Source organism: Sandarakinorhabdus sp. DWP1-3-1 (assembly GCF_049896705.1).
Taxonomy (GTDB): Bacteria; Pseudomonadota; Alphaproteobacteria; order Sphingomonadales; family Sphingomonadaceae; genus Sandarakinorhabdus.
Map to the genome: position 1 here is coordinate 1,363,050 of NZ_JAFCUV010000001.1, position 26,790 is coordinate 1,389,839.

The 26,790-nt window shown below is 68.7% G+C and carries 30 protein-coding genes and 3 pseudogenes; 22 read left to right on the plus strand and 11 right to left on the minus strand.

Features of this window, described 5'->3' with window-relative positions; translation table 11 throughout:
• Positions 1–79 precede the first annotated feature (79 nt).
• Both ACP7AI_RS06635 and ACP7AI_RS06640 read left to right on the plus strand, forming a co-directional pair.
• A pseudogene (locus tag ACP7AI_RS06635) lies at positions 80–1,120 on the plus strand (NF038122 family metalloprotease); the annotation flags it as partial.
• Positions 1,121–1,192: 72 nt separating this feature from the next.
• Positions 1,193–1,288: pseudogene (locus tag ACP7AI_RS06640) on the plus strand (PEPxxWA-CTERM sorting domain-containing protein); the annotation flags it as partial.
• A 123-nt stretch (positions 1,289–1,411) separates the two neighbouring features.
• On the opposite strand, the gene ACP7AI_RS06645 reads toward ACP7AI_RS06640, so the two are convergent.
• Entirely contained in the window at positions 1,412–2,116 is a 705-nt protein-coding gene (locus tag ACP7AI_RS06645) for an HAD family hydrolase (protein ID WP_426165380.1), read from the minus strand.
• A gap of 90 nt (positions 2,117–2,206) precedes the next feature.
• Here ACP7AI_RS06645 and ACP7AI_RS06650 point away from each other — a divergent pair, with 90 nt between their 5' ends.
• Genes ACP7AI_RS06650 through ACP7AI_RS06680 form a run of 7 tightly spaced genes read left to right on the plus strand, consistent with a single transcriptional unit; the run spans position 2,207 to position 7,686 of the window.
• Positions 2,207–3,349 carry an ABC transporter permease gene (locus ACP7AI_RS06650; RefSeq protein ID WP_426165382.1) on the plus strand — a complete coding sequence of 381 codons (1,143 nt, stop codon included), beginning with the start codon at positions 2,207–2,209 and terminating at the stop codon, positions 3,347–3,349.
• Positions 3,349–4,194 (plus strand): ABC transporter ATP-binding protein, encoded by an 846-nt coding sequence (locus tag ACP7AI_RS06655; protein WP_426165384.1) that lies wholly within the window; start codon positions 3,349–3,351, stop codon positions 4,192–4,194. The genes ACP7AI_RS06650 and ACP7AI_RS06655 overlap by 1 nt, the downstream gene beginning before the upstream one ends.
• Positions 4,194–5,156, plus strand: a complete 963-nt coding sequence (locus ACP7AI_RS06660) for an MlaD family protein (protein ID WP_426165386.1) — start codon at positions 4,194–4,196, stop codon at positions 5,154–5,156. The genes ACP7AI_RS06655 and ACP7AI_RS06660 overlap by 1 nt, the downstream gene beginning before the upstream one ends.
• Positions 5,153–5,755 (plus strand): ABC-type transport auxiliary lipoprotein family protein, encoded by a 603-nt coding sequence (locus tag ACP7AI_RS06665; RefSeq protein ID WP_426165388.1) that lies wholly within the window; start codon positions 5,153–5,155, stop codon positions 5,753–5,755. The genes ACP7AI_RS06660 and ACP7AI_RS06665 overlap by 4 nt, the downstream gene beginning before the upstream one ends.
• A gap of 55 nt (positions 5,756–5,810) precedes the next feature.
• Positions 5,811–6,788 (plus strand): alpha/beta hydrolase, encoded by a 978-nt coding sequence (locus ACP7AI_RS06670; protein ID WP_426165390.1) that lies wholly within the window; start codon positions 5,811–5,813, stop codon positions 6,786–6,788.
• Positions 6,785–7,276 (plus strand): RNA pyrophosphohydrolase, encoded by a 492-nt coding sequence (locus ACP7AI_RS06675; RefSeq protein WP_426165392.1) that lies wholly within the window; start codon positions 6,785–6,787, stop codon positions 7,274–7,276. Before ACP7AI_RS06670 ends, ACP7AI_RS06675 begins: the two co-directional genes overlap by 4 nt.
• Positions 7,273–7,686 carry a DUF1810 domain-containing protein gene (locus tag ACP7AI_RS06680; RefSeq protein WP_426165394.1) on the plus strand — a complete coding sequence of 138 codons (414 nt, stop codon included), beginning with the start codon at positions 7,273–7,275 and terminating at the stop codon, positions 7,684–7,686. The genes ACP7AI_RS06675 and ACP7AI_RS06680 overlap by 4 nt, the downstream gene beginning before the upstream one ends.
• On the opposite strand, the gene ACP7AI_RS06685 is transcribed toward ACP7AI_RS06680, so the two are convergent.
• The 4 genes from ACP7AI_RS06685 to thiS all read right to left on the minus strand — a co-directional run bounded on the left by ACP7AI_RS06685 (position 7,683) and on the right by thiS (position 11,588).
• The gene (locus tag ACP7AI_RS06685; protein ID WP_426165396.1) at positions 7,683–8,339 is read right to left on the minus strand and encodes a PEPxxWA-CTERM sorting domain-containing protein; all 657 of its coding nucleotides are present in this window, start codon (positions 8,337–8,339) and stop codon (positions 7,683–7,685) included. The two genes, ACP7AI_RS06680 and ACP7AI_RS06685, sit on opposite strands and share 4 nt — an antisense overlap.
• A 128-nt stretch (positions 8,340–8,467) precedes the next feature.
• Entirely contained in the window at positions 8,468–9,154 is a 687-nt protein-coding gene (locus ACP7AI_RS06690; protein WP_426166570.1) for a nitroreductase, read from the minus strand.
• Positions 9,155–9,292: 138 nt separating this feature from the next.
• Positions 9,293–10,477, minus strand: coding sequence for a ScyD/ScyE family protein (locus ACP7AI_RS06695; protein ID WP_426165398.1), 1,185 nt, complete (start codon positions 10,475–10,477; stop codon positions 9,293–9,295).
• Positions 10,478–10,610: 133 nt separating this feature from the next.
• The gene (gene thiS / locus ACP7AI_RS06700; protein ID WP_426165400.1) at positions 10,611–11,588 is read right to left on the minus strand and encodes a sulfur carrier protein ThiS; all 978 of its coding nucleotides are present in this window, start codon (positions 11,586–11,588) and stop codon (positions 10,611–10,613) included.
• A gap of 71 nt (positions 11,589–11,659) precedes the next feature.
• Between thiS and aroQ the strand changes: the two genes are divergently transcribed.
• The 4 genes from aroQ to aat all read left to right on the plus strand — a co-directional run bounded on the left by aroQ (position 11,660) and on the right by aat (position 14,739).
• Complete coding sequence (gene aroQ / locus ACP7AI_RS06705) at positions 11,660–12,103, plus strand: type II 3-dehydroquinate dehydratase (RefSeq protein WP_426165402.1); 444 nt, start codon at positions 11,660–11,662, stop codon at positions 12,101–12,103.
• Positions 12,104–12,135: 32 nt separating this feature from the next.
• On the plus strand, positions 12,136–12,612 hold the full coding sequence (gene accB / locus ACP7AI_RS06710; protein ID WP_426165404.1) for an acetyl-CoA carboxylase biotin carboxyl carrier protein: 477 nt from the start codon (positions 12,136–12,138) through the stop codon (positions 12,610–12,612).
• Between the two features lie 8 nt (positions 12,613–12,620).
• Entirely contained in the window at positions 12,621–13,970 is a 1,350-nt protein-coding gene (accC, locus tag ACP7AI_RS06715; protein ID WP_426165406.1) for an acetyl-CoA carboxylase biotin carboxylase subunit, read from the plus strand.
• Positions 13,971–14,031: 61 nt separating this feature from the next.
• Entirely contained in the window at positions 14,032–14,739 is a 708-nt protein-coding gene (gene aat / locus ACP7AI_RS06720) for a leucyl/phenylalanyl-tRNA--protein transferase (RefSeq protein ID WP_426165408.1), read from the plus strand.
• A 35-nt stretch (positions 14,740–14,774) separates the two neighbouring features.
• Here aat and ACP7AI_RS06725 read toward each other — a convergent pair.
• The 6 genes and pseudogenes from ACP7AI_RS06725 to ACP7AI_RS06750 all read right to left on the minus strand — a co-directional run.
• Positions 14,775–15,209, minus strand: a pseudogene (locus ACP7AI_RS06725) (DUF2155 domain-containing protein); the annotation flags it as partial.
• Positions 15,169–15,687, minus strand: coding sequence for an outer membrane lipid asymmetry maintenance protein MlaD (mlaD, locus tag ACP7AI_RS06730; RefSeq protein ID WP_426165410.1), 519 nt, complete (start codon positions 15,685–15,687; stop codon positions 15,169–15,171). The pseudogene ACP7AI_RS06725 and the gene mlaD, both read right to left, overlap by 41 nt.
• On the minus strand, positions 15,687–16,076 hold the full coding sequence (locus tag ACP7AI_RS06735; RefSeq protein WP_426165412.1) for an NADH:ubiquinone oxidoreductase subunit NDUFA12: 390 nt from the start codon (positions 16,074–16,076) through the stop codon (positions 15,687–15,689). The genes mlaD and ACP7AI_RS06735 overlap by 1 nt, the downstream gene beginning before the upstream one ends.
• 57 nt (positions 16,077–16,133) lie before the next feature.
• Entirely contained in the window at positions 16,134–18,083 is a 1,950-nt protein-coding gene (locus ACP7AI_RS06740; protein WP_426165414.1) for a TonB-dependent receptor domain-containing protein, read from the minus strand.
• A gap of 74 nt (positions 18,084–18,157) precedes the next feature.
• Entirely contained in the window at positions 18,158–18,610 is a 453-nt protein-coding gene (locus ACP7AI_RS06745) for a DUF192 domain-containing protein (protein ID WP_426165416.1), read from the minus strand.
• The gene (locus ACP7AI_RS06750; RefSeq protein ID WP_426165418.1) at positions 18,607–19,170 is read right to left on the minus strand and encodes a cold-shock protein; all 564 of its coding nucleotides are present in this window, start codon (positions 19,168–19,170) and stop codon (positions 18,607–18,609) included. Before ACP7AI_RS06750 ends, ACP7AI_RS06745 begins: the two co-directional genes overlap by 4 nt.
• Positions 19,171–19,379: 209 nt before the next feature.
• Between ACP7AI_RS06750 and ACP7AI_RS06755 the strand changes: the two genes are divergently transcribed.
• From ACP7AI_RS06755 to ACP7AI_RS06795, 9 genes are all read left to right on the plus strand, one after another.
• Positions 19,380–19,994 carry a CoxG family protein gene (locus ACP7AI_RS06755; RefSeq protein ID WP_426165420.1) on the plus strand — a complete coding sequence of 205 codons (615 nt, stop codon included), beginning with the start codon at positions 19,380–19,382 and terminating at the stop codon, positions 19,992–19,994.
• Complete coding sequence (locus ACP7AI_RS06760; protein ID WP_426165422.1) at positions 19,994–20,944, plus strand: XdhC family protein; 951 nt, start codon at positions 19,994–19,996, stop codon at positions 20,942–20,944. The genes ACP7AI_RS06755 and ACP7AI_RS06760 overlap by 1 nt, the downstream gene beginning before the upstream one ends.
• Entirely contained in the window at positions 20,941–22,539 is a 1,599-nt protein-coding gene (locus ACP7AI_RS06765) for an NTP transferase domain-containing protein (RefSeq protein WP_426165424.1), read from the plus strand. The genes ACP7AI_RS06760 and ACP7AI_RS06765 overlap by 4 nt, the downstream gene beginning before the upstream one ends.
• A 361-nt stretch (positions 22,540–22,900) precedes the next feature.
• On the plus strand, positions 22,901–23,797 hold the full coding sequence (locus ACP7AI_RS06770) for a dienelactone hydrolase family protein (protein ID WP_426165426.1): 897 nt from the start codon (positions 22,901–22,903) through the stop codon (positions 23,795–23,797).
• A 9-nt stretch (positions 23,798–23,806) separates the two neighbouring features.
• The gene (locus tag ACP7AI_RS06775; RefSeq protein WP_426165428.1) at positions 23,807–24,751 is read left to right on the plus strand and encodes an ornithine cyclodeaminase family protein; all 945 of its coding nucleotides are present in this window, start codon (positions 23,807–23,809) and stop codon (positions 24,749–24,751) included.
• Between the two features lie 47 nt (positions 24,752–24,798).
• Positions 24,799–25,269 carry a MarR family winged helix-turn-helix transcriptional regulator gene (locus tag ACP7AI_RS06780; RefSeq protein WP_426165430.1) on the plus strand — a complete coding sequence of 157 codons (471 nt, stop codon included), beginning with the start codon at positions 24,799–24,801 and terminating at the stop codon, positions 25,267–25,269.
• A gap of 15 nt (positions 25,270–25,284) precedes the next feature.
• A complete protein-coding gene (locus ACP7AI_RS06785) occupies positions 25,285–25,584 on the plus strand; it encodes a CC_3452 family protein (RefSeq protein WP_426165432.1) in 300 nt (99 codons plus the stop codon).
• Positions 25,581–26,066 carry a PaaI family thioesterase gene (locus ACP7AI_RS06790; RefSeq protein ID WP_426165434.1) on the plus strand — a complete coding sequence of 162 codons (486 nt, stop codon included), beginning with the start codon at positions 25,581–25,583 and terminating at the stop codon, positions 26,064–26,066. Before ACP7AI_RS06785 ends, ACP7AI_RS06790 begins: the two co-directional genes overlap by 4 nt.
• A complete protein-coding gene (locus tag ACP7AI_RS06795) occupies positions 26,063–26,785 on the plus strand; it encodes an SDR family oxidoreductase (protein ID WP_426165436.1) in 723 nt (240 codons plus the stop codon). The genes ACP7AI_RS06790 and ACP7AI_RS06795 overlap by 4 nt, the downstream gene beginning before the upstream one ends.
• Positions 26,786–26,790 lie beyond the last annotated feature (5 nt).

The following is a 26,790-nucleotide window of genomic DNA, read 5'->3' on the forward strand; positions in this document are numbered from 1 at the left end:
CGGATCGATTGCAAGGGTTGCGGTCGTCACGGCACAGGGGGACAGCATGCGTTTGGGCTATCTTGCAGCGGCTACGGCCATGCTGCTCTCGTCTGGTGCGGCGCTCGCGGTCCAGACACCGATCCAGTTCAATCTCATCAACATCGGCGGCGTCGATCCCGGCACCAACGCCTACAAGGGCTTCACTGCCGCCGCCAACTATTGGTCGAGTGTGCTGACGACGACGTCGGCGGCGCCGATCACGATCAACCTCCAGGTCGGCTTCCAGTCGCTCGGGCCGGGGATCCTCGGTTCGACCGGCAGTGCGCGCACGATCCGGGCGGCGGTCAACGTTTCGAACCGCATCGCCACCTTCGGCAACACCAGTCTCGATGCTGCCCTGGTTCGCCCGACCCTTTACGATGGTGAATATGGCGCCGGCACCGCGCTCAACATGTACACGCCGGGGTATACCGGCGAAGATGGCGGCGTTCCGTTCGGCATCAATAACGAGACCAAGGTCTACGACACCGACGGCAAATACAATGCCACCTTCATCGCGGTGAATACCGCGAACGCCCGCGCCATCGGCTACGACCTCGGCAGCACGATCGACGGCACGATCCAGTTCAGCTCGGACTTCAAGTTCGACTTCAACCCGCGCAACGGCATCATGGCCGGCACTACCGACTTCTACGCCGTCGCCATCCACGAGATCGGCCATGCGCTCGGCTTCGTCAGCGGCGTCGACGATTACGACTTTCTCGGCACCGGTGGCCCAGCGGCAACCGAGGATTGCGGCGGCTTCCAGTGCCAGGATTATCTGGCCCAGGAGGATTGGTGGGGCACGACGCTCGACCTGTTCCGCTATTCCGAAGCCGGGCGTCTCGACTGGACGACCGAAACCGCCAGCTATTTCTCGATCGATGGCGGCGTCACCGCCTATCAGGATGGTCTCCTGTCGACGGGCAGCTTCAACGGCGACGGCTGGCAGGCCTCGCACTGGAAGGCACCGCAGGTCGAGGTCGACGGTGAACTGTTCTTCAGCTGCGCCCGCGACAAAAAGGGTATCATGAACCCCTATATCTGCAGCGGCCGCGAAGGCGTGCTCACCGGCCTCGACCTCGCTGCGTTCGATGCCATCGGCTACAACACCAACGTCAATCTGCTTACCTACAACAAGACGACGGCGCAGATTGCCTTTGATCTGACCAACGTCCCGGAACCGTCGAGCTGGGCGATGCTGATCGCCGGCTTCGGCCTCACCGGCGCCGCCATGCGCCGCCGGCGGACTGCCGTCGCCGCCTGATCCAGGCTTAGCGACACGGAAAAGCCGGTCGCAGCAATGCGGCCGGCTTTTCGGCGTCTTGGGCGGAGTACGACGCCCTGGAACGCGGTCCGCGGATCAAGCTGGTCCGCTGCCGGTAACGGCTCAGGCGCGCTCGAAGATCGATTTCACCGGCTCGCCCCACACGACGATCCGCCAGCCGCGCGCCGTCGCCAGCGCCCGCAGCGCCGGGGACGGGTTGGCCGCCACCGCCTCGCCGCCGGTCGCTTCCGCCAGTTCGAACACCGGCTGGTCGGAAATATGGTCGGAATAAAAGCGCATGTGCCCGTCCGGCGCGCCGGCGCGGGCCAGCCAGGCGTCGATCAGCCGGCGCTTGGCATCGCCATAGCAGTTCTCGCCGCCAAGCCGGTTGTGCAACCGGTCCTCGTCCCAGCGTGACGGCGTGGCGATGACGTCGTCGAAGCCGAGTTTCTGGGCGATGGCACGGACATAATATTCGTTCGACGCCGTCGCCACCACCAGCCGCCGCCCCTCGGCGCGATCGGCGGCGATCTGGTCGATGGCGCCCGGAAAGACATTGTCGGCGATGGTCCGGTCGGCAAAGGCCTCGGCCGCCGCCTGCAACCGCGCCCGCGACACGTGCCGCCCCATGAACAACCGGTGGCCGATCTCCTTCAATCGGCCGCGGGTGATCAGCCGCGTCGCATAAGCGGTCAGCGCCACCACCAGCAGCGGCGCCAGCAGCAGCCGCAGCGGCGCCTCGCGCCGCGCCCAGAACAGCAACCAGGGCGTCCAGGTGCCGCTGCGCGTTATCGTCCTGTCCATGTCATAGATGCTGATATCCGCCATGCCTGCCACTATACCCACTGCCTGTCCGGCGTTCCCTGCCCGGCCTTATCACTTGCTCCCGTCGCGGCAATCCCGCACCTATGGCGCGGCATGACCATCCCGACACTCGAAGACTCTGGCCAAGGCACCGGCACCGCCGGAGAGGCCCGGCGGCTGGCGGTGCGCGGCGACCTGACGATGGCCCATGTCGGCGCGATCGCCGGCCCGCTGCGCGCCATCCCGCCGGCGGGGCACGACCTCGCCATCGACCTGTCGGGCATCGACCGCATCGATACCGCCGGGGCCTGGCTGATCCACCGTATGGTGCAGGACTGGGGCGCCGCAGGCGTGCCCGCGCGGGTCGAAAATGCCTCGCCCGATGCCGATCGGCTGATCGCTGAAGTCGCCGCCAATGATCGCCCGGTGCCATGCCATGTGCCGCGCGGCAACAGCGCGCTCGACCAGCTCGTCCGCATCGGCAATGCCGTATTCGTCATCACCGAAAACATCGGGAAAATCCTCGCCTTTCTCGGCCAGACGCTGATCGTGCTGGCGCAAACGCTCGTCGGCCGCCGGCCGCTGCGCTGGCACGCCGTCATTCACCAATGCGAGGCCATTGGAGTCAACGCGCTGGCCATCGTCGGGCTGCTGTTGTTTCTGGTCGGCATCGTCGTCGCCCAGCAGGGCGCCGTGCAGCTGCGCCAGTTCGGAGCGGAGGTCTTCGTCGTCAATTTGATCGGCCGCGGCACCTTCCGCGAGCTCGGCCTGCTGCTGACGGCGATCATGGTCGCCGGCCGCTCCGCCTCGGCCTTCGCCGCGCAGATCGGCTCGATGAAACTGAACCAGGAGGTCGACGCGCTCGAAACCATCGGCATGTCGCCGATCGAGGTGCTGGTCATCCCGCGTGTCATCGCCATGGCGATTATGCTGCTGCTGCTCGGCTTCTACGGCTCGGTCATGGCGGTGATCGGCGGCGGCCTGTTCTGCTGGGTCTCGCTCGGCATCCCACCGGTGTCGTTCATCCAGCGCCTGCAGGAGGCGACGCCGCTGTCCGATCTCGTCATCGGCCTCGTCAAGGCACCGGTCTTCGGCTTCATCGTCGCGCTGATGGGCTGCTACCAGGGCATGCAGGTCACCGGGAACGCCGAATCGGTCGGCCAGCGCACCACCCAGGCAGTCGTCGAATCGATCTTCATCGTTATCGTGCTCGATGCGTTCTTCGCGGTGTTCTTCTCGGCGCTGGGGTATAACTGATGGCGCCCGCACTGTCCCCGACTCTCGCCGACGATGCCGATGTCGTCATCCGCGTCCGCGGCCTGAAGAGCGCCTTCGGCAGCCAGGTCATCCACGACGGCCTCGATCTCGACGTCGCGCGCGGCGAGATCCTCGGCGTCGTCGGCGGCTCGGGCACCGGCAAATCGGTGCTGATGCGCGCCATCATCGGGCTGCAGACGCCGGTGGCGGGCACGGTCGAGATCTTCGGCACCGACGTCAGCCACATGGATGCCGCCGCCGCCAAGGACCTGCGCCGCAAATGGGGCGTGCTGTTCCAGGAAGGCGCGCTGTTCTCGTCGCTGACGGTTGCCGAGAATATCGAGGTGCCGATGCGCGAATTCCTCGACCTGCCGGTGGCGCTGATGGACGAACTCGCCGGCTTCAAGGTCAGCATGGTCGGGTTGCCGCCGGAGGCCGGGCCGAAATTCCCGTCGGAACTGTCGGGCGGCATGAAAAAACGCGCCGGCCTGGCGCGCGCCCTGTCGCTCGATCCCGAACTGCTGTTCCTCGATGAACCGACCGCCGGGCTCGACCCGATCTCGGCAGCGGCGTTCGATGAATTGATCAAGGTGCTGAAGCAGACGCTCGGCCTGACGGTGTTTCTCATCACCCATGACCTCGACACGCTGCACGCGATCTGCGACCGGGTGGCCGTGCTCGCCGATCAGAAAGTGCTCGCCGTCGGCACCATCCCCGAACTGCTCGAATTCGATCATCCCTGGGTGCGTGAGTATTTCTCCGGTCCGCGCGGGAGAGCCGCGAACAAGCCCGATGGCAAGCCGGCGCCCGCCGCGGCGCCCAAGCCCGCAATGGAAAACACCTGATGGAAACCCGCAGCAACAACGCCATCGTCGGCGCCGTCGTCGTCGCGCTGACGATCGCCATGTTCGGCGCGGTCATCTGGCTGGCGCGCTTCACCGGTTCCGACGACCAGCATTTCGACATCTTCTTCAAGCAGTCCATCACCGGTCTCGCCAATGGTTCGCCGGTCGCCTTCAACGGCGTGCCGGTCGGCAAGATCGAACAGATCAAGCTGCTGCCCGACACGCCGCAGTTTGTGCGTGTCCGCATCGCCGTCGCCGAGGACGTGCCGGTGCTGAAGGGCACCACCGCCACCGTCGAAGGCGTCGGCTTCACCGGCGTCAGCCAGATCCAGCTCTCGGGTGCCATGCAGGGCGCCGAGCGCATCACCGAGCTTGGCCCCTATGGCGTCCCTGTCATCCCGCCGCGGGTCGGCGGCTTCGGCGCGCTGCTCGCCAATGCGCCGGAATTGCTCAACAACGTGTCCAAGCTGACGGAGCGCCTGGCCGAAGTGCTCAACCCCGCCAATCGCGAGAGCATCGCCGGCATCCTGCGCAACACCGACCGCGCCGCCGGCGCGCTCGCCGATCGCGCACCGGAAATCGCCGCCACGATCACCGAGGCGCGCGCCACGCTGAAGGCCGCCACCGGCACGCTGCAGCGTATCGACAAGCTGGCGGCATCGACCGACGCGCTGCTCAACGAGGATGGCAAGCCGCTGGTCGGCGACCTGCGCCGCGCCATCAAATCGGCGGAAACCAGCCTGTCGCGGATCGATGCGCTGACCGCCAGTGCCCAGCCGGGCCTTGAAACGCTCAGCACCCAGACCCTGCCCGCCGCCGGCCAGCTCATCCGCGAACTGCGCGAAGTCACCGGCAACCTGGGCGCCATCGCCGCCAAGCTCGACGAGGATCCCGCCGGCGCGCTGGTCGGCGGCCGCACCCTGCCCGATTATGTGCCGCCTAAAGCGAAAGAAACGAAATGAAGCCACCCTATGTCGCCATGGCGGCAGCCTTTGCGCTGACGGCCTGTGGCCCGCTCGTCCAGATCGGCGGCAACGCCAAGCCACCGGGATCGCTGCTGACGCTGACCGCGACCGCCACGCCGGGTGCGCCGACCGGCCCCGTCGCCAGCAGCGGCACGCTCGCCGTGGAGGTGCCGGCCGTGCCCGCCGCGCTGCAGACGCTGCGCCTGCCGGTCACCACCAGCGCCACCGAAGTCACCTATCTCGTCGGCGCCATCTGGGCCGAACAGCCGGCGCGCCAGTTCCAGCGCCTGCTCGCCGACACGCTGACCGCCGGCGGCCAGGCCGTGGTCGACACCCGCCAGTCGAACATCAGCCCGGCCCGCACGCTGACCGGCACGCTGCGCGACTTCGGTCTCGATGCCCGTGACCCGGCTGCCATGGTCGTCCGCGTCCGCTACGATGCTCAGATCGCCGCGCCGCGCGCCACCGAGGTCGCGCTGCGGCGTTTCGAAGCAAGCGAAGCCGTCGCCAGCAGCGATCCGGTCACCGTCGCCGCCGCGCTCAACCGCGCCGCCAACCGCGTTGCCGCCGATGTCGCAGGCTGGACCCGCAGGTAACTTGCGAGCCAACGGCAGCGGCGTAGAATAAGAAAAAACCTTGGGAGACCCGACGATGCCCTATGTCCGTCCCGACGTGCAGAACCTGCTGTCGATGCTCGCCGCCCAGCCCGGCCCCAGGATGGAGGACGGCGATGCCGAAACCGCCCGCGCGATGATGAAGATGATGGGGGCGATGGTCGAGGCGCCGCGGCCCGACATTGCCGAAATCAAGGACCTGAGCATCGCCAGCCCGCACGGCCATGCTATCCCGGCGCGGCTGTACCGCAGCACGCTCGCCACCGATCCGGCACCGGTCGTGATTTTCTATCACGGCGGCGGCTGGGTCATCGGCGATCTCGATGTCTATGATTCGCTCTGCGCCGAGATATGCCGCGTGCTGAACATGACCGTCGTGTCGATCGACTATCGACTCGCCCCCGAGCATCGGTTCCCGGCGGCCACCGAGGATTGCCTGGCCGCCACCGAATGGCTGGCGCGCAGCCCGGCGGAGATCGGCCATGCCGTCACCGGTGTCGTCCCGGCCGGGGACAGCGCCGGCGGCAACCTCGCCGCCGTCGTCAGCCAGGAACTCGGCGCCAGCCTGCCGGTGCCGATCCTGGCGCAATGGCTGATCTACCCCGGCGTCGACATGACGGCGAACACCGGCTCGATGGTCGATTTCGCCGATGGCTATCTGCTCACTGCCGGCGGCATGCAGTGGTTCACCGAACATTACATGGGCGACGCCGACCTGTTGCACCCCCGCGCCTCGCCGCTGCACGCCTCGTCGCTCGCCGGCCAGCCGGCAACGTTGGTCTTCACCTGCGGCCTCGACCCGCTGCGCGACCAGGGCCGTGCCTATGCCGCCAAGCTGATCGCCGCTGGCGTCCGCACCATCTTCCGCGAGGCCGACGGCCAGATCCACGGCTCCGTGACCTTGCGCGGCGGCATCCCGAGCGCCCAGGACGATCTCCACGCCAATCTGCGCGACCTGAAGACCCTGATCGACGAAGCCATCGCCGCCCTTCCGGCCCAGCAGCAGGCCGCATGACCGACACGACCACCCCGCGCGAGCACCCGTCGGGCCTGCCCTATCGCCCCTGCGTCGGCATCATCCTCGTCAATGCCGAGGGCAAGGTCTTCGTCGGCCAGCGCCTCGATTCAAAGCTGGAGGCCTGGCAGATGCCGCAGGGGGGCATCGACCCCGGCGAGGAACCGGCAACCACCGCGCTGCGCGAGCTCGAAGAGGAAACCGGCATCAAGCCGCACCTCGTCGAAATCGAGGCCGAGACGCCGCACTGGCATTATTACGACCTGCCCGACGACATGGTCGGCACCATCTGGAAGGGCAGATATGCCGGCCAGCGCCAGAAATGGTTCCGCATGGCATTCCGCGGCACCGACGCCGATGTCGCGATCGACACACCGCATCCCGAATTCAAGGCCTGGCGCTGGACCGCGATCGACACGCTGGTGGAGCTGGCAGTGCCGTTCAAGCGCGACCTCTATGCCGATGTGATCGCCGCCCTCTGCCGGTGACACTGCAGCGCTTCGTCGACGCCCAGGCGCCGGTCTATGTCCGGGTGCTGCGCGAGCTGACCTTCGGCGACAAGGTCACCCACTGGATGTGGTTCATCTTCCCGCAGTTGCGCGGGCTGGGGTACAGCGAGAAGGCACGCTTCTACGGGCTGGAATCGCTCGACGAGGCGACCGCCTATCTCGCCCATCCGCTGCTGGGACCACGCCTCATCCGCTGCTGCGAAGCCATGCGCCCCCACGCCGATGTCGGCGCGGCCTTCGTCCTCGGCGACGTCGATGCGGCGAAGTTCCGATCCTGCCTGACGCTGTTCGCCCGGGTACCCGGCGCTCCGCCGGTGTTCGCGGACCTGCTCGACCTGTTTTACGCAGGCGAGGCAGACGCGAGCACCGTGCGACTGCTAGCCCCCTAGGCCGCCACGAAAGTACGGCGACGCCGCCGCGCGGCCCCGACGAGGCCGAAGCCGACGATCAGCATCGCCCAGCTGGCTGGCTCGGGCACGGTGGCGCCGGCGCCGTCGGCGGCATCGAGCGAGAAGGCGGCCGAACGGTCGGGGTAGAAGGTCGACGGGCTGAAAAAATTGCCCGACTGGTAAAGCGAGCCGCCAGGATTGGCGTAGGCAGGGATCGACAGGCCGGCCGGATTGAAGAAGCTGATCGCATAATCACCGGCCGCCAGCGCCAGGCTGCCGATATCGACGGTGACCAGCGCCCGGGTGCGCTCGCCCGTCATCAGCGACTGCACGTTGGTGAACTGCGCGGGCGCAAAGTCATAGCTGGCTATGCCGGCACCCGGCAGCGCGCCATCACGGGCAAAAAATCCCAGGTTGACGGAATTGCCGGCATAAAAGGTCGTGTCGATCGCGAAGGTGACGGTGTTGATCGTCGCGGCACTGGCCAGCGAGAAACTGTCATAGATCCGGAACGGCAGGAATGCATTGCAGCTGCTGCAATAGCCGGCGACGACCGGCGCGACGGTCAGGTCGGGTAGCGACTGGAAGACCGTGGCGGCACTCGCCGGCGCGGCAATGGCAAGAGCGAGAACGGCGAAAATTGCTGGCTGCATGGCGTGATCCCTGGCGCAGTCGCCCCCACGACCGTGTTAACCCCCGCCAGCAGATACGACGCCGGCGCAACCAAGGTTTCGGCATTATTAATTTCATTAGCCAACGGCGTTGGGGGTGGCGCTCGCAGCTACTCCTCGAACCCCACGAAAACCGCCGCCTCGTCCACCGATTTCCGCCGCGACACCACCGCATTGGCCGGAAATTCCTCATCCGGCCAGCCCATCGCCACGCAGATCATGATGACCTGGTCGTCGGCGATGCCGGCATGTTCGCGCACCACCGGCGATTGCATGATGCCCTGGCTGTTGATCACGCAGCCGAGCCCGCGCGACCAGGCGGCGTTGACCAGCGCGTTGGTGACCGCGCCGCAGTCGAACGGCCCGATGTCGCTGCCGTGGATCGACCGGTCATAGGTGACGACGATCGACACCGGGGCGTCGAACTGGCGAAAGCCGCGCAGCACCCAGTCGGTCCGCTTGTCCTTGTTGTCGCGCTCGATGCCCATGGCGCCGAACAGCTGCTTGGCGATCTCGATCTGGCGCTCGCGGTGCGGCCCGGCATATTCGCCGCCACCACGGAATTCGCGCGACGACGGTACGCCGGCGAGGTTGCGCTCGGTATTCCCCGCGCGGATCCGATCGAGCGGTTCGCCGGTGACGACGGTGAAGTTCCACGGCTGGGTGTTCAGCGACGACGGCGCCCGCATGGCGAGCGCGATCACCTCGCGGATCAGCGCCTGCGGGACCGCATCGGGCCTGAAGCCGCGGATGCTGCGCCGCCCGGTCACGACGGCGTCATAGCTGGCATCGGTCATCGCATCATCCTGCAGCGGCGGCGCACGCACGCCTTTGCCGCAGTTAGGTCGTGAACTCGCAAATGTCATGCCCCGTCATGGCGCCGCCTGGCGCCACCCGCAGGGCGGTCCGGAGAATGACATTTGCGAGTTCACGACCTAGGCGCGCGGCGCCGCCAGCGTAAAGCCCCGCCGCCGCCGCGCCGCCGCCCCGACCAGGCCGAAACCGGCGATCAGCATGACCCAGCTTTCCGGCTCGGGCACCAGGCTGATGCGCAGCACCTCGCCACGCCCGGCCGCCGCGCTGAAATTGGCGATGTAGAAATCACCATCGTCGCCGATGGCAAGCCCGGTCGGCGTCACCAGCCCGCGGCTGAAGATCGTCGACCGCGTGCCGTCGGCCGCCAGCCGCACCAGCGCGCCGCCGGTCCCCGGCCCGAGCAGGCCATCGGCATCGAGTTCGAGCACATAGAGATTGCCATCGGCGCCGAACGCCAGGTCGGTGATGTTGGTGAAGCCGGTGCCGAACACCGACACATCGCCGCCCGGCGTCACCCGATAGACCTGCGCCGCCCCGGGGGTGAACGGAAACCCGGTCAGCTCCGCCACATAATAACTGCCGTCGGGCCCGACGACGACGCCCGTCGACACCGAATCGCTCGGAAAGCCGCCGCCGATGTCGCGGCCGGGGAACGTCGCCACCAGCGCCACGCTGCCGTCATCGCCGGCGCGCAGCAGCGCATTGGCGCCGGCATCGGTCACCAGGAAACCGTCCGACAGGCGGGCCATGTGATAGGGGTTGCTGTCGACCGGGCCGCCGGCGGGGTTGTTGGCGCCTTCATAGGCGGAAATGTCGGCGATGCTGGCGGGCGACCCGCCGGTGAACGACATCACGCGGCCAAGGTTCAGCGCCGCCGGCGCCGAGCCCAGTGCGCCGGCGCGTACCGCCGGGTCGGCGCCCAGGCCGATGACGACATAGCCGGTGCCGTCGGCACCAAAGGCGATGTCCTGCGGCCCGGCGGTTTCACCGGTGACGATCGCCGACAGCGACGGCAGGCCGACGACGATGCGGCTCTGGCTGCCACCGGCAAAGCGGGTGATCGAGCCGGTTTCGCCGAACCGATAGGTGGCGCCGCGGATATCGACCGTCGGCCCGGTACCGGCAGGATCGAGAAAGCCCGACTCCGCGATATACAAGGCACCGTCGCCACCAAATGCGAGCCCGCGCGGATTGTTGAGCCCGCTGACGATCGCCGATGCCGCATAGCCGGCGAGTGCCGGGCTGGCGGAGACGAGGGCGGCAGATGCGGCGACGGCAATACGCTGGATGCAGGTCACGCCCATGGCCATTCTCCCTCGAACAGACACGGCCCGGTCATTCCGGGCGCGCAAACGTAGTGATGTCAATAGATTATCACGGCTGCCGCGCAGCCGGCAAGCGCCGCCGAGCCGATCTTATGGGGAAGGAGGCAGCTCTTTAGATCAGCCCCGCCAGCGGGCTGGACGGATCGGCATAGCGCCGCCTTGCCATCCGCCCGGCGCGATAGGCCAGCCGGCCGCTCTCGACGCCCAGCTTCATCGCCCGCGCCATCAAGATCGGGTCCCTGGCCTCGGCGATGGCGGTGTTCATCAATACGCCGGCGCAGCCCAGCTCCATCGCCGCCGCGGCATCGGACGCGGTGCCCACGCCGGCGTCGACGAGCACCGGCACCTTCGCGCCTTCGATGATCATGCGGATGGTCACCGGGTTCTGGATACCCAGCCCCGAGCCGATCAGGCTGCCGAGCGGCATGATCGCGCAGGCGCCCAGATCCTCAAGCTTCTTCGCGGCGATGGGGTCGTCGGCGCAATAGACCATGACGTCGAAGCCCTCCTTGACCAGGATTTCGGTCGCCCGCAGCGTTTCGGCCATGTCGGGATAGAGCGTCCGCGCCTCGCCGAGCACCTCGAGCTTGACGAGGTTCCAGCCCCCCGCCTCGCGCGCTAGCCGCAGCGTGCGCACGGCATCGTCGCCGGTGAAGCAGCCGGCGGTGTTGGGCAGATAGGTGAATTTCTTGGGGTCGATGAAGTCGGTCAGCATCGGCTGGCCCTTGTCCATGACATTGACCCGCCGCACGGCGACGGTGACGATTTCAGCCCCCGATGCCTCCAGCGCCGCGGCATTCTGGGCGAAGTCCCTGTATTTGCCGGTGCCGACGATCAACCGCGACTTGAACTTGCGCCCGGCAACCTCCCAGCCGTCGTCATCATCCTGGCCGCCGCCGACGAAATGCACGATCTCCAGCTGGTCGCCGTCATGCAGCGTCACCGCATCGAAGGTCGACCGCGGCACGATCTCCAGGTTGCGCTCCACCGCCACCTTGGTCGCATCGAGCGCCAGCGCGCCGAGCAGGCCGATGATGCTGGTACCGGCGGCCAGGCGGCGCGGCTCGCCATTGAGGGTCACTTCGATCATCGCCTGCATATGGCCTCTCGCGGCGGGGAGCGGAAGGTGGCGTTTGTCGCGGCCCGCCGTATAGTCTGCCCATGTCGGCAAATCTCGTCCTCGTCCTCAATGGGCCCAATCTCAACCTGCTCGGGTCGCGAGAGCCCGAAATCTATGGCCATGACACGCTCGACACCATTGCGGTGATGCTGGAGGACCAGGCGACCGCGCTGGGGCTGGAGATCGACCTGCGCCAGTCCAACCACGAGGGCCATCTCGTCGACTGGCTGCACGAGGCCGGATCGCGGCGCTGCCGGGCGGTCATCCTCAACGCCGGCGCGCTGACCCACACCTCGATCGCGCTGCACGACGCGATCAAGGCGATCCCGGTGCCGGTCATCGAGGTGCATCTGTCGAATCCCCAGGCGCGCGAGCCATTTCGCCATCATTCGACGATCAGCGCCGTCGCGCGCGGCAGCATCTGCGGATTCGGCGCGCAATCCTATGCGCTGGCGCTGGACGCGGCGGCGCGCTTGCGGCAATGAAACAGCCCTCGGGGTAAAGCCAAGGACATAATATGCCAGAGGGCAGCGGAATTCAGGTCGATACGGCGCTGGTGCGCGAATTGGCCGAATTGCTCGAATCGAGCCACCTCACCGAAATCGAGGTGAAGGACGGCGACCGCACCATCCGCGTGGCCCGCACCGCCGCCGCGGTCACCGCCGGCTATGCCCCGGCTTATGCGCCGCCGGCGGCCGCCGCGCCGGCAGCCGCAGCCGCAGCACCGGCCGCCGCCGCGCCAGATGACTGGAAAACCCATCCCGGCCTCGTCAAGTCGCCGATCGTCGGCACTGCCTATCTGACGCCCGAGCCCGGCGCCGCGCCCTATGTTTCCGAGGGTGAAACCGTCGCCGTCGGCGCGACGCTGCTGATCATCGAGGCGATGAAGGTGATGAACCCGATCACCGCGCCCAAGGCCGGCAAGGTCCTCAAGATCCTCATCCGGAGCGAACAGCCGGTCGAATACGACGAACCCCTCGTGGTCATCGAATAGGCGTGGCCATGTTCGGCAAGGTTCTCATCGCCAATCGCGGCGAAATCGCCCTCCGTGTCCATCGCGCCTGCCGCGAGATGGGCATCCGCACCGTCGCCGTGCATTCGACCGCCGATGCCGACGCCATGCACGTCCGCCTCGCCGACGAGGCCATCTGCATCGGGCCGCCATCGGCGACCGACTCCTATCTCAACATTCCCGCCATCATCTCCGCCGCCGAAATCGCCCAGGCCGATGCCATCCACCCGGGCTATGGCTTCCTCAGCGAAAACGCGCGCTTTGCCGAGATCGTCGAGCAGCACAAGATCGTCTGGATCGGCCCCGATCCGGAACATATCCGCAAGATGGGCGACAAGGTCGAGGCCAAGCGCACCGCTGCCAAGCTCGGCCTGCCGCTGGTGCCGGGCAGCGACGGCCCGGTCGCGACGCCCGAGGAAGCCATCCAGGTCGCCAACGACATCGGCTATCCGGTGCTGATCAAGGCGGCTTCCGGCGGCGGCGGCCGCGGCATGAAGGTCATCCCCGATGCCGCCAGCCTGCCCGGCCTGATGCGCCAGGCCCAGAACGAAGCGAAGGCCGCGTTCGGCGACGACACCGTCTATATCGAGAAGTACCTCAGCGAGCCGCGCCACATCGAATTCCAGGTCTTCGGCGACGGCAAGGGCGGCGCCGTTCACATGGGCGAGCGCGACTGCTCGCTGCAGCGCCGCCACCAGAAGGTGCTCGAGGAAGCCCCCTCCCCGGGGCTCAACGCCGACCAGCGCGCCGAAATGGGGGAGATCGTCCGCCAGGCCGTCGCGACGCTCAAATATCGCGGCGCCGGCACGATGGAATTCCTCTACGAGGACGGCAAATTCTACTTCATCGAGATGAACACCCGGCTGCAGGTCGAGCATCCGGTGACCGAAGCGGTGACTGGCCTCGACCTTGTCCGCGAACAGATTCGCGTCGCCGCCGGCCTGCCGCTGTCGGTCACCCAGGCCGACATCCGCTTCGAAGGCCATGCCATCGAATGCCGGATCAACGCCGAGGACCCGGTGACCTTCGCGCCCTCCCCTGGCCGCGTCACCGATTTCCATGCCCCCGGCGGGCTCCATGTCCGTGTCGATTCGGCGCTCTACGACGGCTATCGCATCCCGCCCTATTATGATTCCCTCATCGCCAAGCTGATCGTCTATGGCGCCAACCGCAACGACGCGCTGATGCGCCTCAGGCGCGCGCTGGAGGAGTTCGTCATCCACGGGCCGAAGACCACGATCCCGCTGCAGCAGGCGATCATCGAGGCACCCGACTTCATCGACGGCGACTATTCGATCAAGTGGCTGGAGCGCTGGCTGGCGTCGCGCCAGGACAGTTGACAGCGGCAGGCCGCAACCGCGAGGCTTGTCGTCGGCCCCAAACTGGAGTGCGATAGCGGCGATGAGTCCGCCCCTCAAATCCCGGCTCGACCCGGACGTGCTGCTGCGGGCCTATGCCAGCGGCATCTTCCCGATGGCCGATCGGTCCGACAGCCCCGACGTGTTCTGGGTCGAACCGCGCCGGCGCGGCGTGCTGCCGCTCGACCGCTTCCACCTGTCGCGCAGCCTCGCCAAGGTGCTGAAATCCGAACGCTTCGAACTGACCGCCGATCGCGCCTTCGATGCCGTGCTCGCCGGCTGCGCCGAACCGGTGCCCGGGCGCACCGAAACCTGGATCAACCCGATGATCGCCGACGCCTATCGCGAGCTGCGCCGCATGGGCCAGGCCCATTCGATCGAGGCCTGGAGCGAGGACGGCACGCTCGCCGGCGGGCTCTACGGCGTCCGGCTCGGCGGGGCGTTCTTCGGCGAATCGATGTTCACCCGGGTCCGCGACGGGTCAAAGGCCGCGCTGGCGGCGCTGGTGGCACGGCTAAAGGTCGGCGGCTTCACCCTGCTCGACACGCAATTCCTGACCGATCATCTCGCCAGCTTCGGCGGCCAGGAGCTGACCGCGCGCGCCTATCGCGCTCAATTGTCGACGGCGCTCGGCGTCGCCGCGGATTTCTTCGCGCTCGACGGCTTGTCGCCGGGAATGCGCCCGGCCGACACGGTGTCGGGGCCGGTTTCGGGAAAGCGCATCGTGCAGCTATTGACCCAGATATCGTAGCGCGGGTGCTCCAGCGGGTGGAGCGACGGGCTTTCGGCGAACATCCAGCCCGAATAGACCCGCCGCACCGGCCCGCGCGCCAGCCGCTCGTCGATCAGCAGGAAGGCGCCGGTCAGCCGCTGTTCCCAGGGCGGGGTCGTCTCGCACGTCCGCACCACGACATGCAGGCTGCCGAAATCGAACATGTCACCCGGGTGACCGACGAAAAAGCGGGTCTCGCCGGTTCGCTTGTTGATGGCACCGATGGTGACGTCGCGCTGGGCGTTGGGCGTGACGCCGGTGACGGCACGCTTCGGCGCCGCGGCCTTCGGTGCGGCGAGAGCCGATGGTGCGGCGGGCGCACCCGTCTGCGCCGCCAGCGGCGTGTTTGTCTGCGCCGCCAGCGGCGCGGCCAGCACCAGCGCCGCCAGAGCCGGCATCACGCGCATGCTATTGCGCCGCCGGTTCCGCCGCTGCGGGCGCCGCGCCATCCTTGCTGTCGCCGCCCTTGCTGTCGCCCGACCGGTTCACGAACGATCCGATCAGCCCCATCAGGTCGGCGGCGCCCGAGGTCTCGGTGATTTCCTCGCCGGGCTTCAGCATCGTCGAATCGCCGCCGGGCGTCAGCTGCACATAGGTGCCGCCCAATATGCCCTCGGTGGTGATCGCCGCGCTCGAATCGATCGGCAGCTTCAGCGCCTTGTCGATGCTGATCTGCAGCACGGCCTCGTACGATGCCGGATCGAGGCTCTGCGACTGGACGCGGCCGACGCGGATGCCCGACATGCGCACGTCGGTGCCGGCCGACACGCCGGCGACATTGGGGAAGCGCGCCTTCAGCACATAGCCGTCGACGGTCGCGCCGGCCTGGGTGCGCTGATAGGCGAACAGCACGAAACCGACGGCGACAAGCACCACGATCAGCCCGACCAGCGCCTCGACGATGTTATCCTTGAACAGCGCGCGCATCAGTCTTCCGGCGTCCAGGCGGTATAGTCGCCGGTGGCGCGTGCCCGGCGCCCGCCGGCATCGAGGCTGCCCGACGGCACATGCGCGGTCACCGTGCCGGTCTGGTTGGGCAGCCACGGCTGCTCCCACACCCGCGGCGTCATCGGCCGCTCGCTCGGCGGCAGCGCCACCGTCTTGCGCATCCACAGATGCCATTCGGGCGGCACCCGCGTCGCCTCCGGAATGCCGTTGTAGATCACCCAGCGCCGTTCATCGCGGCCGGTGCCGCTGCGATAATAGATGTTGCCCTGGTCGTCGCGACCGACCTCGCGACCGGTGCGCCGCGTCGTGATGCGGGTGCCATAGCCGGGGCCGTTCCACCATGTGAAGATGTTGCTGAGCAAACCCATGGCCTCCTACAGCCCCAATCGGCCGCGAAGTGCAAGGGGCGATGCGCGCACCCCGCCTCAGATATCGGCGGCGATGTTGATCAGCACCCGGCGCGGCAGGTTGTAGACGAGCAGCCCGCCACCGGAGACGCCGAGGCCGTAGTTGTCGAAAATGTTGCCGACCTGCGCCCGCACCGTGACCGGCGCATCACCGACCCTGAAGCGATAGCGACCGCCGAGACTCACCACCGAGCGCGGCGGCACATAGAGCGTATTGTCCTGGTTGGCGACGCGGCGGCCGGTCGATTCGAACACCGCATCGATCGAAAAGCCGCTGTTCGGGAAGCGATAATCGGCGCTGGCAAAGCTGTTGCGCAGGATCGCCGCCACCGGCTGGCGGCCGATCTCGCCGCGGTCGCGGGCCTCGCCGCTGACCTGGGGATCGAGGAACACGGTACCGGCAACGATGTTGAGGCCGGCGGCGACATTGCCCGCCAGCGACAGCTCGACGCCGCGGTTGCGGACCTCGCCGACCTCGCGGAACTCGTTGGCCGGATCGAGATCGAAGAAGGGCTTGGTGACCTCGAACACGCCGGCGACGAACTTCAGGTTCGGCCTGATCGCCCAGCGGATGCCGGCGTCGAGCTGGCGGGTGCGGATCGCCGGCGGTGCCTCGTTGATGTTGACGGCGTTGCTCGGCGGCAGCGGGCTTTCCTCCAGCCCGCGGGTGAAGCCGGCATAGACGATGACATCATCGCCGAAGCGCAGCGCCGCGGTCGCATTGGGCAGATACGGCGCATCCTTCGCGGTCGGGCGCTGGCTGCCGCCGCGGTCGCTGGCCTTGCTGTAATCGGTCTTCTGCACACCGACGCTGAATTCACCGACATCGCGCCAGGTCATCGCATAGGCGACCCCCGCCGTCGTCTGGTTGATGCGATCATGCGATTCGATGCCGAATTCGAACAACGGCTTGGCCACCGGCCGCGGCACGCCGATCAGCCGGGGGCCCAGCTCGACGACATCCTGGCCAAAGGCGCGGGTCTGTTCGCGGGCGCGGATCATGGCGATGATCGTGTGGCGGCGGTCGCCCTCGATGAAGTCGCGCGACAGCCGCAGTTCCCCCGAGGTGGAGGCAAACTTCGACGGCGCATTGGCCACGATGATCTCGTTCGCCGTACCGTCGGGCCGGGCGTCGACGAACAGGTCGGCATAGCCCTCGCGCGCATCGTTGACCGATCGGAAGATGCCGCCGCGCAGCGTCCAGGGCCCCCGCAACAGGCTGGCGGCCACGCCGAAGTTGGTCACCGTGCCGTTGGCGACCGCCCAGCTCTGGCCGTAATAGGTCTTGCGCGCCACCTCCGGCGGGAAAAACGCGCCGGCCGGCGCCACCAGCGGCTGTGCCTCCTCGGATCGATAGTCGATGCGCGAATAAAAGGGCAGGATCTCGATGCCCGGCGCCGGCCGCCAGCGCGGCATCACCGCGATCGACAGGAAGCGCGGGGTGCCGCCGAAATTGCTCTGTTCCTCGGTGTAGCCGATGCCGGCGGCGACCCCCAGCCGGCCGGCGATGATCGGGATTTCGCTATCGAGCGACACGCTCCAGCCGCCGAACGGGCCATAGTTGAGCTGCGGACTGAGCAGCAACGTGTCGCCCGCCTTGCGCAGCGCGAATTCGGCGATGCCGGTGGGTGCCGGGAACGGATAGCCCTGCGCCGACAGCCCGACGCGTACCGTGGAGCCGTTCGCCAGCCGGTCGGTCAGCGAGCCCTGCTGGTCGAAATACAGCCCCTCCAGCCGGATATTGCCCGCCGCCGACGGCGAGAAGCCGCGCACGTCGTTGGGGTTGTAGATGCCGGTGCGCTCGTTGCCGATGCTCTTGCCGAACGCGTCATCGGCCTGGGTGGTGGCGTTGTTCGCCGTGTTGCCGCCGGGGACCGGGGCCACCGGGCTGCCGCTTTTCACCTGCGCGCCGGTCGCCGTTCCTGTCGCCAGCATGGCCAGCATCCCGACACCCCAGCCGCGCAACATCCCCGTCTTCCCCCGACAATCCTGACCCTTGTCGGTATGCTAGCAGACGAGTGTGTTGCGCGTCTACGGCAGCGTCAGCGGCGCACCCGGTCGCCGGGCTTCAGCCCGATGCGCTTCGCCTCGCCGGCGTTGAGCTCGATGACGCTGGCGGCAATGCCCTCCGACGCGATGATGTCGCGCGAATAGGGCTTGCCCGGCGCCACGTTGATCACGCGATTGTCGGGCCCGACGAACACCAGGTCGAGCGGCAGCGGCGTGTTCTCCATCCAGAACGTCGCCGCCTTGGGCGGATCGAACGGGAACATCATGCCGACATTGCGCCGCATCGCCTTGCGATACATCAGCCCGCATTCCTGCTGCGCCGGCGTCGCCGCGACCTCGATCCGGTAGGTGCGGCGGCCCTTGGCGGTCACGAAAGTCACGGATTCGGTGGCGAGGCCGACATTGGGACAGGCCGCCGCCGCGGGCACCGCCAACAGCGCCTGGGCCGACAACAGCGCCGCCGTGGCGGCAAGAAGCAACTTCACGCGTCCGGACCCTCGGGCATTTCGATGACAACCGCCAACGGGCCCTTGTGCCCCGGCGCGACCCTGGCGCGCAAGGCCTGGCCGGGCAGCAGTTCGACGAGCCCCGCGCGGCGCACCGTTTCCATGTGGACGAAAATGTCCTCGGCCGACCCCGGCCGCACGACGAAGCCATAGCCCTTCAGCCGGTTGAACCATTTGACGATGACATCCTCGGCATTGCCGGCGGCGGCCAGCATGACCTGCGGATCGACCCGGTCCGCGGCGCGCGCTGCGGCGGTTTCCGGGTCGGGACCGATCGACGTCGACAGGTCGAGCGCGATGATGCGACGCGCCTGGCGCCCGCGATCGCGCGCGACGACCGCGCAGGTCAGCGTCGCGCCTTCCGGCAGACTGCGGCGGCCGAGATCGCGCACCACGGTAAAATGCACGAGAATGTCGCTGCCGACCCCATCGGACGGCACCATGAAGCCATAGCCGCGGACCGGATCGAACCATTTCACCGTGCCATGCACGATGGTCTCATCGACGGCCGCAACAGTATCGACGATAGTTTGTTCCACGACCCCGTCCCCCCGAACGCAACAAAACGCACGCAGCGTGCTGAAACTATAACTGCATGATTGCCGTCACGCCAAGTGTCATAACTAATGCTGCCGGCGGAAACGCGACATATTGCTGCACCCCGGCCGATAGTTGCCGCGCGTCATGGTGGCGGCGCGGCAAAAGCCCGGCTATGGGCAGTCGAGACAGCAGCGTGGCAGGCAGGGCGATGGAACTTTCGGGCAACGTGACGATCAATGCCGCGCGCGACCGGGTCTGGGCGGCGCTCAACGATCCCGATGTGCTGGCGCGCTGCATCGAAGGCGTCGAGACGCTGACTCGCGTCACCGGCGACGCCGGCGAACGCTTCGAGGGCAAGATGAACGCCAAGGTCGGCCCGGTGCGCGCCACCTTCACCGGCCAGGTCACGCTGACCGAAGTCAACGCCCCCGAAAGCTATGTCCTCGTCGGCGAAGGCAAGGGCGGTGTCGCCGGCTTTGCCAAGGGCGAGGCGGCGGTGCAGCTGGCGGCACCCGGCCCCGACACCACCGACCTCAGCTACCAGGTCAAGTCGAGCGTCGGCGGCAAGCTTGCGCAGCTCGGCGCCCGGCTGATCGAGGGCACCGCCAAAGGCTATGCCGAAAGCTTCTTCGCCCGCCTGAAGGCCGAACTCGAAACCCCCGTGACCGCGACCCCCGAGCCGGTGATCACCGACGCCCCGATCACCCCCGTCGCCGCCCCGCAGAGCACCCTGCCCGAGCTGCCGACCGGCGTGTCGCCGCTGGTCTGGGGCGGCGGCCTCGTTGTCGCCGTGCTGATCTTTCTCGTCTGGCAGTGGGGCTGATGGCGGAGCCGAGAACCGCCGACGACCTCGGCACGCTGCGCGCCGCGCTCGGCTGGCACCGCGCCGGCCACCGCGTCGCCATCGCCACCGTCGTCGACACCTGGGGCTCGGCGCCGCGCCGCAAGGGCAGCCACCTCGCCATCCGCGACGACGGCCTGTTCGAAGGCTCGGTCAGCGGCGGCTGCGTCGAGGGCGATGTCATCACCGAGGCGCAGGCCCTCCTCGATGCCGGCACCGGTGTCGCGACGCTCGATTACGGCGTCGCCGATGCCACCGCCTGGCAGGTCGGGCTGGCCTGCGGCGGCCGCATCCAGGTGCTTGTCCAACGCCTTGCCGACGACGGCTTCCCGCCGACGCTGATCGACCGCCTTTCCGCCGCCGCCGAAACCGGCGAGGCGGTAACTCTCGCCACCGATCCCGCCACCGGCGCGACGCACGAGGGCGACGACGGTCCCCTTACCCGCGCCTATCCGCCGCCGCGCCGCCTCGCCATCATCGGCGCCGTCCATATCGCCCAGGCCCTGGTGCCGCTGGCGCTCGGCCTCGGCGTGACGCCGACGGTCATCGACCCGCGCGGGCTGTTCGCGGCCGATGCGCGCTTCGCCGGGCTGGAGCTCGACCGCCGCTGGCCCGACGAGGCGCTCGCGGAATGGCAACCCAACGCCGCCAGTGCCGTCGTCGCGCTGACCCATGATCCGAAACTCGACGACGTGGCGCTGGCCGCGGCTTTGCGCTCGCCGGCCTATTACATCGCCGCGCTCGGCAGCCGGAAGAATCACGCCGGCCGGCTCGAACGCCTCGGCGCGCTGGGTTTCGACGCCGACACGCTCGCCCGCGTCCGCGGCCCCGCCGGACTCGCCATCGGCGCCGCCGACCCGGCCGAAATCGCGCTCAGCATCGCCGCCGAGATGACGGCGGCCTGGCGAGGGGCCCTGGCGCCGAGGGCATGATCTTCGGCACCTTGCCCACCGCCGAAGCCGAAGGCGCCATTCTCGCCCATTCGCAACTGGTCGGCACGACGCGCTGGTCGAAAGGCCGCTTCCTTTCCGCCGCCGACATCGCCGCCGCCACCGCCGCCGGCATCGCCGGCCTTACCGTCGCCCGCCTTGCCGCCAGCGACGTCGCCGAGGACGCCGCCGCCGCCGCGCTCGCCGCCGCACTCGCCGGCACCGGCGTCGCTGCCCTGCCCGCCGCCCATGGCCGCGCCAACCTCGCCGCCCGCCACGCCGGCATCGCGGTTATCGACCCCGGTGCCGTCGCCGCGATCAACGCCATCGACGAGGCCCTGACCCTCGCCACCCTTGCACCCGGCGCCCGCGTCGCCGCCGGGGAGATCGTCGCGACGGTCAAGGTCATCCGCTACGCCGTCGCCGCCGAAGCGCTCGCCGCCGCGCGCGCCGCCGCCGCCCCGATCGCCGTCGCGCCGTTCCGCCCGCTCGACATCGCGCTGATCGCGACGACGCTCGAAGGCACCAGCGAGAAAGGCCTGGCCAAGACCGCGCGCATCACCCGCGAAAGGGTGGAAGCGCTCGGCTGCCGCCTTATCGAAGCCCCCAGCTGCCGCCACGACGAAACTGCCCTTGCCGGGGCCATAGCAGCCAGCGATGCCGACATCATCCTCATCGTCGGCGCCTCGGCCACCGTCGACCGCGGCGATGTCGTGCCCGCCGCCATCGTCGCCGCCGGCGGGCAGGTCGAACGGCTCGGCATGCCGGTCGATCCCGGCAATCTTCTCTGCCTCGGCCGCCTGGGCGACAGCCCGGTCATCGACCTGCCCGGCCGCCCGGTCATCGGCCTGCCCGGCTGTGCGCGATCGCCGAAACGCAACGGCTTCGACATCGTCCTCGAACGTCTGGTCGCCGGTCTCGCCGTGACCAGCGCCGACATCGCCGCCATGGGTGCCGGCGGGCTGCTGCCCGAGGCCGAACGCCCCGAGCCCCGCGCGACCATGATGGCCGCCCCGGCCCCCGGCCCGGTCGGCGCCATCATCCTCGCCGCCGGCCGCTCGAGCCGGATGGGCGGTGAGCACAAGCTGCTCGCCGCCTGGCAAGGCAAGCCGCTCGTCGCCCATGTCGCCGACGCCATCGCCGCCGCCGGCCTGCCGGCACCCGTCGTGGTGCTGGGCGCCCGCGCCGCCGAAGTCCGCGCCGCTCTCGCCGATCGCCCGGCGCATTATGTCGTCGCCGAGGATTACGAAGACGGCCTCAGCCGCTCACTGCGCGCCGGCATCGCCGCGGTGCCGTCCGACTGGAGCGCCGCGCTCGTCTGCCTCGGCGACATGCCGCGCCTCGAACCCCAGCTCCTCGCCGCCCTCGCCGCCGCCCCCGGCGACGTCGCCGTGCCGGTGTGGAACGGCAAGCGCGGCAACCCGGTCCGCTGGTCGCGCCCGCACTTCGCGCTGCTGATGGCACTGGAAGGTGACGTCGGCGGCAAGGCGGTGCTCGCCGACGCTGCGACCCTCACCGAGGTTTCGGCCCCCAGCGATGCCGTCCTCGACGACATCGATACGCCGGAAGCGCTCGCCGCCCTCCGCGCCCGCGGCTGAGGTCGCGCGCCGCTACCGCATGCGGCAGATGGGTTGACATTTTTACCGATATGGTTAAAGATGCGAATATGTCGGTCTTCGCCATCTTCAGAAACGTCCAGGCCCACGTCTTCGACCGGCCAAAGTTTCGCAACTGCAATCACGGTGACTTTCGAGACTTTCGGCCGGCCAGGACCAAGCCCGCGGCATCGCCGTCAATGGTGTAGCCTTAGTGTAGCCTTAAGCGTGACAACGTTGGTTTTACTTGTAGATTATCCTCCTCTTTCCAACATGAACACAACAGCGGCGTCGCCCCACGGCCCACCTAGCCGCCCGCCCCGCGAATCGATACGCTGGCCGCAGAAACCTCGGGAGCCACAGGATGAGCGACAACGCCGGCATCACTCAGGCCATGATCGACCTGTACGACCGCTTCACCCACAGCGGCGGCACCCGGCGCGAACTGATGACCGGCCTGGCGCGGCTCGCCGGCGGCGTGGCGGCGGCGGCGGCGATCCTGCCGCTGATCGAGGCGCGCGCCGATGCCGCCTCGCTGACGTCCGACACCGACTCACGGATCACCACGCAGACCATCCGCTATGCCGGCGCCAACGGCCACGCCATGTCCGCCTATCTGGCGACGCCGACGCGCCGGCCGGACCGGGCCCGCAAGGTCGTCGTGATCCACGAAAACCGCGGCCTCAACGAACATATCCGCGACGTGACCCGGCGGCTGGCGCTGTCGGGCTTCGTCGCGCTGGCGCCCGATTTCCTGTCGCCGCTGGGGGAGACTCCGCGCTCCGGCGACGCCACCCATAGCGCCGACGACATCGCCCGCGAACTGATCGGCCGGCTCGACAAGGGCGCCACCATCGCCGACGGCGTCGCCACCCTGGAATGGTTCGACGGCTACAGCGTCGGCTCCGGCGTGCCGGGGGCGGTCGGGTTCTGCTGGGGCGGCGGGCTGGTCAACAACCTCGCCGTCGCCGCCGGCAAGCGCCTGCGCGTCGGCATCGCCTATTATGGCGTGGCACCCGCCGATGTCGCCGAGGCGGCGCGCGTCAAGGCGAAGCTGGTGCTGCATTATGCCGGGCTCGACGAGCGGGTGAACGCCGGTGGACCGGCCTGGCAGGCAGCCCTGCGGGCGGCGGGCGTTGATTTCGCCGCCTATACCTATCCGGGCGTCAACCACGCCTTCAACAACGACACATCGGCGGCCCGCTACGATGCCGCGGCGGCCAGGCTGGCCTGGCAGCGCACGCTTGACGCCCTGAAGTGACCGGCTGAAATGATCCGGCTGATCGACGGCGCCGCCGTGGCGCAGCGGCTGACCATGCCGCGCGCCATCGCCATCGTGCGGGAGGCGATGATCGCGCTGTCGAACGGCGAGACCCGGCAGACGCTGCGCAGCATCATCGACCTGGACGCCGGCCGCATGTTCGGCATCATGCCCGGCGCGATGGGCCCGGGGCGGACGTTCGGCGCCAAGCTGCTCGGCATCTTCCCCGAAAATGCCGATCGCGGCCTGCAATCGCACCAGGGCCTGATCATCCTGTTCGACCCCGAGACCGGCGTGCCGGTCGCCGGCATCGACGCCGCCGAGGTGACGGCGATCCGCACCGCCGCGGCGAGCGCGCTGGCCACCGATGTGCTGGCCCGCCGCGATGCCACAAGGCTGGCGATCATCGGCACCGGCGAACAGGCGCATACCCATGCCCGCGGCATGGCGGCGGTGCGGCCGATCGCCGACATCCGCATCTGGGGCCGCAGCCATGCCAAGGCCGAGGCGCTGGCGACGGCGCTGGCGGCGGAACTCGGCGTGGCGGCAACGGCCCATGCCGGGGTGGCGGACACCGTGGCAGGCGCGGACATCATCTGCACCGTCTCCGGCACCCATGACCCGGTGCTGTTCAGCGACATGGTCGCCGACGGCACCCATATCAACCTCGTCGGATCGAGCCGTGCCGGCCCGCGCGAGATTGACGATGCGCTGGTGCTGCGGTCGCGCTTCATCGCCGACTATCGCGCCGGCGTGCTCGTCCAGGGCGGTGAATTCCTGCATGCCCGCGACGCCGGGCTGGTCGACGACAGCCATGTCGTGGGGGAGATCGGCGAGGTGCTCGCCGGGCGGCTGGCGGGCCGGGAGCACGCCGGCCAGATCACCGCCTACAAGTCACTGGGCCATGTCGTGCAGGACCTCGCCTGCGGCTGGGCGCTCTATCAGGATGGATAGAAGAACTTCACTTGCCTGCATATGCAATCAATGCGAGGTTTTGCGGCATGGTCGCACCCGATCCTTCCCACCTGCCCGCAGGCGACTCCGGCACGGCCGCGACGGAGACGCTGGCCTGCACGGCGCTGAAGGTCCGGCGCCTGGCGCGGCGCATCACCCAGATCTACGACGAAGCGCTGGCGCCCTATGGGCTGACGGTCGGGCAGGTCGGCCTGCTCGCCAGCCTGCGACGGCGGCAGGGGGTCGGGGTCGGCGAACTGGCAGAGCGGCTGTCGGCCGATGCCTCGACCGTTTCCCGCCTGCTGAAGCCATTGGAAGCCGCCGGCTATCTGGCGCTCGAGCCCGATCCCCGTGACGGCCGTGCCAAGCTTGTCGTCATCAGCGACGCCGGCGCCGCGAAGCGCCGCGAGGCCATTGCCGGATGGGAAGCCGCCCAGGCCCGCGTGCAGCATTTGCTCGGCGAGGGCCGGCTCGCGGCGCTCCGCTTCATTCTCGACGACGCCTACACCCATCTCTGACCCGAAGGACACTGCATGTTTCGCGTTTCACTACTTGCAATTGCAGCCATCTGGAGCACTGCCGCCCTCGCCGCGCCCGTTGCCGGCACGGCGACACTGGCTGCTCCGGCCGAGGCTGCCAGCGTCACCGGCGAGGCCGGCGTCTGGCGCTGCACCGGCACCAGCTGTACCGGCCCCGCCAACACGGTGACCAGCATCGCCGTCGCCGCCTGCACCGTCGTCGCCGACAAGGCCGGGCGAGTGACAGCCTTTACCGCCGGCGACACCAGCTTTGGCGAGGCCGAGCTGACCCGCTGCAACCGGCACAAGAAATGACCGCCGAGGCGCCGGCTGCGCCGGCCGATCTGGCGCGGATGACCGACCTGTCGGGCCTGGAGCTGATGCAGCGCATGCTCGGCGGCCAGCTGCCGGGCGCCCCCATGGCGCTGCTGATGGGCAGCAAGGGTGGCAGCGCCGGCCCCGGCTGGGTGGAGTTCCTGGCGACCCCGGGCCTGCAGCACTACAACCCGATCGGCACCGTCCATGGCGGCTATGCCGCGACGCTGCTCGACAGCTGCATGGGCTGCGCCGTCCACACCAGCCTCGCCGCCGGGATCGGCTACACGACCGTCGACCTCAACATCACCTACCTCAGGGCGATGACCATCGCGACCGGCGAAGTGACGGCGCGCGGCGAGGTCATCTCGTCGGGCCGCCGCATCGCCACGGCGCGCGGGACGCTGTCCGACAGCCAGGGCCGCACCATCGCCACCGGCACGACGACCTGCCTGGTCTTCCCGCTGGAGTCGGCCAAGTGAGCGGCGCCGCGATCGTCATCGGCGCCGGCGATGCCACCGGCGGCGCCATCGCGGCAGCCTTTGCCCGCGACGGCCTGACCGCGGTCCCGGTGCGCCGCACCGCCGACGCGCTGGAGCCGCTGGCGGCGCGCATCCGCGAGGAAGGCGGGCAATGCCTCGCCATCGGCGCCGACGCCCGCGACGAGGACCAGATGGTGGCACTGTTCGACCGCGTCGAGGCCGACGTCGGCCCGGTCGAGGTCGCGGTGTTCAACATCGGCGCCAACTCTCCGATGGGCATCCTCGACGAAACCAGCCGCCGCTATCGCAAGATCTGGGAGCTGTGCGCGCTCGGCGGCTTCCTGACCGCCCGCGAGGCGGCACGGCGTATGGTGCCGCGCGGCCGCGGCACCATCCTGTTCACCGGCGCCACCGCCAGCATCCGCGGCGGTGCCGGCTTTGCCGCCTTCTCCGGCGGCAAGCATGCGTTGCGCGCCCTGGCCCAAAGCTGCGCGCGCGAGCTGGGGCCCCGGGGCGTCCATGTCGCCCATGTCGTCATCGACGGCGCCATCGACACCGATTTCATCCGCACGCAGTTCCCCGAACGCTATGCGCTGAAGGCGGAGGACGGCATCCTCGACCCGGAAGCGATCGCCGCGACCTATGTGATGCTCCATCATCAGGAGCGCAGCGCCTGGACGCACGAGATCGACCTGCGGCCGTGGCAGGAAAAATTCTGAAGGGA